The following is a 6,310-nucleotide window of genomic DNA, read 5'->3' as shown; positions in this document are numbered from 1 at the left end:
GGCGGTGGCCACGGCGGTGTGAAACAGGTCGATCAGTAACTGGCGCGGATCAAACTCAGGCATGGCAATGTGGGTTAATTTTTGCAATAAAGTCATTATGGCGATAGCACTGGTGCCGCGCCAGCGAACATGGATAATCAGGGTTTTGACGGAGGACTAGGGCGTTGACCAAACAGTATATTGATGCACAACAGTTGCTGGACGATTCCTTTCGGCTCGCGCTGAAAGTACTGGAGAGCGGCTTCCGTCCCCATTTCATAATCGGTGTGTGGCGGGGTGGTAGCCCGGTGGGTATCGCCGTGCAGGAATTGCTGGAATACTTCGGTATCAGCACCGACCACATCGCCATCCGCACCTCATTCTACACGGCCCCCGGCGAACACGCGGCGGCGGTGCGGGTGCACGGACTGGGCTATGTGATCGAGCATATCCGCCAGGCCGATTCGCTGCTGATCGTCGACGATGTCTACGACACCGGCCTCAGCCTGCAACAGATTGTCACCGATATTCTGGAAGCCTGTGCCGACAAGCCGCCGGAAATCCGCCTCGCCACCCCATACTTTAAACCGGACAACAACCGCACCGAGCGGGTGCCGGACTACTACCTGCACGAGACCAATAAATGGCTGGTATTCCCCCATGAATTGGTGGGCATGACGGCGCGGGAACTGCTGGCCCACAAACCGGGTATCGAGGCGTTGCGGGAGAAGTTGAGCGCGCTGCAGGATGAGGCCGTCTAGGGAGGAGTCCGTCTAGGGAGGAGGCCGTCTAGGGAGGAGGCCGTCTAGGGTTGCGCCAGCGCCCGGGCCACTTTCGAGCCGCTCTCCCGTCCCAACTGTTCGGTGATATAGCGGCCTGCCGCCAGCAGCTTGTCCAGGTCGACGCCGTGCTCGATGCCGAGACCGTTGAGCATATACACCAGATCCTCGGTGGCGACATTGCCGGATGCGCCTTTGGCGTAGGGGCAACCCCCCAGCCCGGCGATGGCGCTGTCCACCACCGCCACACCCATTTCCAGTGAGGCGTAGATATTCGCCAGTGCCTGGCCGTAGGTGTCGTGCAGGTGCACCGCCAGTTGTTCGATGGGCACGGACTGGGTTGCGGCCTCAATCACCCGGCGGATATCGGCGGGGGTGCCGACACCGATGGTATCGCCGAGGGAAATTTCATAGCAGCCCATTTGCAACAACCGCTCCGCCACCTGCCGCACCTTGTCCGCAGACACGGCGCCTTCGTAAGGGCAACCCGCCACACAGGAGATATAGCCGCGCACCGGCAAGCTGGCGGCGCTGGCCGCAGCCATCACCGGGGCGAAACGGTCGAGACTGGCGTCGATGGAGCAGTTGATGTTTTTCTGGCTGAAGGTCTCCGAGGCGGCCGCAAAAATGGCCACCTCATTGGCACCCGCGGCCAGTGCCCGTTCGAAGCCCTTCAGATTGGGGGTGAGGGCGGCGTAGCTGACGCCGGGCCTGGGGACGATACCCCTGAATACCTCGTCACTGCCCGCCATTTGCGGTACCCACTGGGGGTTCACAAAACTGCCGGCCTCGATATAGCGAATGCCGGCATCCGCCAGCCGTTCAATTAGTTCGATCTTGACCGCCGCACTGATCGGCTGCGGTTCATTCTGCAGGCCATCGCGTGGGCCGACTTCAACAATGCGGACTTTCTTCGGCAGGGGCATGGGTGTCGCCAGAATCCTCTCAATAGATACAGCATACGTTACTGGCTTTAAACGGGCAGGGAAAGTGAGAGGGCAAGTTGAGTGTCACGGGGCATGGTTGCAGACAGGGTCGTTGGTAAAAGCCCCTTGACGGAATTCCGGCGCCGCCACAGACTCCAAAAGATCAAATCGATTGGATTGCGCCCATGGCCTCACCGAACCCTTCAGACAAGCTCGACCGCACCGTTGCCCAGGCCCGCGCCGCTCGGGATGAGCGGGACAAAGGCTATCGGGAACAGGCACTGAAACTGTACCCCTGGGTGTGCGGGCGCTGTGGCCGCGAGTTCGAGCGCAGAAACCTCAGTCAACTCACCGTGCACCACCGCGACCACAACCACGACAACAACCCGTCCGACGGCAGTAACTGGGAGCTGCTGTGCCTGTACTGCCACGATAACGAGCATTCCCGCTATCTGGATGCCGGTTACGGCGATGTGATACCCGACAAACAGAAAAGCGCCGCTACCCACAATCCATTTGAAAAACTCGCAGAGATGATGAAGGGCGATAAGGATAAGTAAGGCTTATCTGCGATCAGGTTAGCTGGACAATAAAAAACTAGACGACTGGTCTATTCTGTCGTAGGATCTCCCACCATGTCATCCGATAAAACCCAGGCCAAGTTCGCCGACACCCGCCAGAGAATCCTCGATTCCGCCAGGTCCATCATCCTGGGCAAGGGTTACGCCGCGGTGGGCCTCAACGAAATTCTCAGCAATGCCGGCGTGCCCAAGGGTTCGTTCTACCACTACTTCAAATCGAAGGATGACTTTGGCCGCGTGTTGCTGGAAGAGTATTTCAGTGAGTATCTGGTCAAAATCGATTCCTGTCTGGGCGACACCACCATCCCGGCGGTACAGCGGCTGCTCAATTATTTCGAGCATTGGAAGGATTCCCAATGCAGTGATTGTCAGGAAGAGAAATGCGCGGTGGTGAAACTCAGTGCGGAGGTCGCCGACCTCTCCGAGCCGATGCGTCTGGCGCTGCAAAATGGCATTGAGAAGGTTCAGGCGCGACTTGCCCAGTGTATCGCCGAGGCTGTCGCCGCCAACGAACTGACATTGCAGCAGCAGCCGGAAGAACTGGCCCGTGAACTCTATTGCATGTGGCTGGGTGCCACCCTGGTCAACAAGGTCAACCGCACCCCGGATGCGCTGCAACTTTGCCTGTGTACCACCCGGCAACGGCTGGCGGCAGAGGTCATTCACTAGGGTGGGCTTTTTTTTACTCTAAATAATAGACGACTGGTCTAATAAGTATTTGTAACAAAACCGATTGATAAAGGAGATAGCCGTGGATAACGACTCAGCAGCAAAAAACATTTTTCAGCCGTTCAAATTCGGCAAGATTGAACTGCGCAACCGCTTCGTGATGGCCCCCATGACCCGCAATAAATCCCCCCACGGTGTGCCCGGTGACGATGTGGCGAAATATTACCGCGCCCGCGCGGAAGGCGGCGTCGGGCTGATCATTTCCGAGGGAACCTATATCAGCCATTCGGTGGCCAATGGCTACCCCGATGTGCCCGCGTTCCACGGCAGGGAAGCCCTGGCGGGCTGGAAAAAAGTCATCGATGGCGTCCACGCCGCCGGTGGCAGAATGATCCCGCAAATCTGGCACACCGGTGCGGCGCGTATGCCCGGCAGTTGGCCCAACCCGGAGTTGCCCGGTGTCGGTCCCGATGAGGTGGTGGTGGATGGCGTGGTGACCGTCAAGGCCATGGATCAGCATGATATCGACCTGGCGGTAATGGCCTACGCCCAGGCGGCGGCCGATGCCGAACTGCTCGGCTTCGACGGCGTGGAAATCCACGGCGCCCACGGTTACCTGATCGACCAGTTCCTGTGGGCCGGGAGTAACCATCGCACAGACGGCTACGGCGGCTCACTGGAAAACCGCACTCGCTTTGCCCTGGAAGTGGTGAAAGCCGTGCGCGCGGTGGTCAGTGATGATTTTCCGGTGGTGTTCCGCTTCTCCCAGTGGAAACTCGGCGACTACGGTGCCCGTATCGCCGATACCCCCGAGGAGTTGAGGGCCGTCCTCAAGCCCCTGGCCGATGCCGGGGTGGACTACTTCCACGCCAGTACCCGCCGCATGTGGGAACCGGCCTTTGACGGCTCACCGGACAACCTCGCCACCTGGACCAAAAAAGTCACCGGCAAACCGGTGATTACCGTCGGTAGCGTCGGGCTGGACAAGGAGTTCCGGGTAGGGCACTTCACCCGCGAGGAAAACCCCGATGCCAACAGCAGCGTCGACCTGAAGCAACTGGCCCAGGGCATCAGCGACAACCGCTACGACCTGATCGCCGTGGGTCGCGCCATCCTCGCCGATCCCCAGTGGGCCAACAAGGTGCGCGATAACCGTCTCGATGAAATCACCAACTTTGATGTCTCGGCACTGGATGAACTGGTGGTCTGATTCTGTTCATCCCCCTTTCACCCCTCTTTACCCCAAGAAGTTGCGTTGACAGCTAGTGCAACGCAAAGCTTTGGCCCCGCCAGTGATGGTGGGGTTTTTTTTATGGTGTGGGGAAAGATGCTCGACATCGCTCACAGCCTGTTCAGCGGAATCAGTCTCTATAACAAGAAAAAAAGTATGGTAACCAATTGATTTATAAGAGTGTTGGAATATGATAGGCGGACAACGGAATGAACCAATAACATCGAGGAGATGCACTTTATGCCGAACGGCACCCTCCCTATATACCGCCAACCTGTTGTTTTAAAAGAAAATGAATCGCATTCCTTCGCGCGGCTACCCTGGGATAGGGTGCCAGAGTGATATAGTGCCCGAGTCTTTATAATTAGCTGTTAAGCGCAAGGGAGATATTAGAGCTCGATGAAGGCACACACAAAAATTGGCCTGGTGGCTATCTCCTTTATCTTTGGTTTTTCGGTCGGTGCTCGGATCGTCGATATGGGATCCATTACGCCGCTTTTCGATTATTTCTTTACTCCGTTAATCACTCTAGCAGCGGCCTTTTCCGGTGCTTGGTATGCATTTAAGCTTCAGAATGAAAAGGCCAGAAAAGATGTCGAAGCGCGGGATGTCAGCGCCGCAAATAACGCTATATTTGAACTTTCTAGGTGGTATAACAAGCTTCACGCTTTCAAAACACAATTCATTGATGAGCACCGAGCAAACTTAATGCGGCATCTATATATCATGCCGGCTGCGGGAATGGCTTTTGGCAAGCCTGAAATTGACTATGAATCTCTCTCCTTTATATTTAAGTCTTCCGATCCAAATATTCTCGGCACTATCTCTCTAGCAGAGCAGGAGATTGCGTCGACAATGGATGTAATACTTCAGCGTTCGAAAATGCATGTAGAAGTGCTACAGCCTGCGGTAGAGCAGGTAGAAAAACGCCTTGGCACGTCGTTTCCACCATCGGAACTAGAGAAGGAGCTTGGCGGAAGAAATACGCAAGTCCTTAAAATGCTGACTGAATATATGGTGGCCGGGGTAGATGATTCTTTAGCCGCGCTACGTCAAAATATAGACAAATTGAAGGACAAAACGCAGTCTATGTACCCTGGGCATACGATTATCGGAATGATCGATCCGCCGTCAGTATCTGCTGCTTCACCGGGGCACTCATAGTGTTTTCGCATAACAAATGTAGGCTGTCGGGCAAATTACTCGCTGCGCTCGCAATTTGCCGCAGCTACAGGTGTTAACTTCTAATCGAATCCGAGACTAAAGGAAAAATCATGATAGTAGGTAAAGAAGAATTATATGAAGAGGCAAAGGAGTCTCTAAATCGGATTCAAAATTTCGACGTTGAAAAATTACCAAGAACATCTGACTTGGGAAGCAGGTTGAATTTTAGTGATGTGGTTGAGCCTGCGAAGCAGCTTATTGATTTATATAAACGATTGTCTCTGACAGCACTAGAAGATTTTCCTGATAACATCCTCACGGTTGTTCTTAATAATGCGAACAACCATTTCAAATTATTTTCTCAGATTTTAGAATTCAACCCTGAACAACAAGATCCTGGGGCTGCACGCACAACTTTAATAAATCAAGTAGTGGCTGCATACCAGCCAGCCTTTCTGGCCCTACATGCCTATATCGCATATTCATTGCATAGGTCAGCCGATTTTCAGCGATTAGATTCAGAGGCACGAGCTACGCTTCAATCTATTGAAGATAGAGCCATTAAAATAGCTGACTCTCTCGCTCAGCATGAAAAGGATGCCCAAGACGTTCTGAATGAAATTCGTCGTGTCGCAGCAGAAGAAGGCGTAACAAAGCAGGCCGCTCATTTCAACGCTGAGTATGAACATCACAGCGTTGAAGCGAATAAATGGCAAAAAAATGCGGTTTACCTAGCAATAGGCCTGGTTGTATTTTCAGTTATCAGTTTGTTCTTGCACAAAATCCCATTCCTGAAACCTGAAAACACATACGATGCCGTTCAATTATCTATAAGTAAGTTTCTAATATTTTCTGTTATTGCTTACATGATGTTTTTGTCAGCAAAAAATTTCCTTAATCACAAGCATAACGCGATTGTTAACAAGCATCGTCAAAATGCATTAATGACCCATTCAGCTCTCGTCGAGGCATCTGGAGATC

The 6,310-nt window shown here is 53.9% G+C and carries 7 protein-coding genes; 6 read left to right on the top strand and 1 reads right to left on the bottom strand.

The window, feature by feature from the left end; translation table 11 throughout:
• Positions 1–164: 164 nt before the first annotated feature.
• Complete coding sequence (locus ABY948_RS10550) at positions 165–740, top strand: phosphoribosyltransferase (protein WP_461482498.1); 576 nt, start codon at positions 165–167, stop codon at positions 738–740.
• Between the two features lie 44 nt (positions 741–784).
• Here ABY948_RS10550 and ABY948_RS10545 read toward each other — a convergent pair whose 3' ends face one another.
• Positions 785–1,684 carry a hydroxymethylglutaryl-CoA lyase gene (locus ABY948_RS10545; protein ID WP_461482497.1) on the bottom strand — a complete coding sequence of 300 codons (900 nt, stop codon included), beginning with the start codon at positions 1,682–1,684 and terminating at the stop codon, positions 785–787.
• Between the two features lie 185 nt (positions 1,685–1,869).
• Here ABY948_RS10545 and ABY948_RS10540 point away from each other — a divergent pair, with 185 nt between their 5' ends.
• From ABY948_RS10540 to ABY948_RS10520, 5 genes are all read left to right on the top strand, one after another.
• A complete protein-coding gene (locus tag ABY948_RS10540; protein ID WP_461482496.1) occupies positions 1,870–2,244 on the top strand; it encodes a YajD family HNH nuclease in 375 nt (124 codons plus the stop codon).
• Between the two features lie 75 nt (positions 2,245–2,319).
• Positions 2,320–2,934: a TetR/AcrR family transcriptional regulator gene (locus ABY948_RS10535; protein WP_461482495.1), complete on the top strand. Its 615-nt coding sequence runs from the start codon at positions 2,320–2,322 to the stop codon at positions 2,932–2,934.
• 82 nt (positions 2,935–3,016) lie between these two features.
• The gene (locus tag ABY948_RS10530) at positions 3,017–4,144 is read left to right on the top strand and encodes an NADH:flavin oxidoreductase (RefSeq protein WP_461482494.1); all 1,128 of its coding nucleotides are present in this window, start codon (positions 3,017–3,019) and stop codon (positions 4,142–4,144) included.
• Positions 4,145–4,564: 420 nt separating this feature from the next.
• Entirely contained in the window at positions 4,565–5,329 is a 765-nt protein-coding gene (locus ABY948_RS10525; protein ID WP_461482493.1) for a hypothetical protein, read from the top strand.
• Between the two features lie 110 nt (positions 5,330–5,439).
• Positions 5,440–6,310 (top strand): hypothetical protein (locus tag ABY948_RS10520; protein ID WP_461482492.1); only part of this gene is annotated, 871 nt, incomplete at its 3' end.

It is taken from the genome of Porticoccus sp. (assembly GCF_041592135.1).
Lineage (GTDB): Bacteria > Pseudomonadota > Gammaproteobacteria > Pseudomonadales > Porticoccaceae > Porticoccus.
This window is presented reverse-complemented; position numbering and strand designations above follow the sequence as displayed.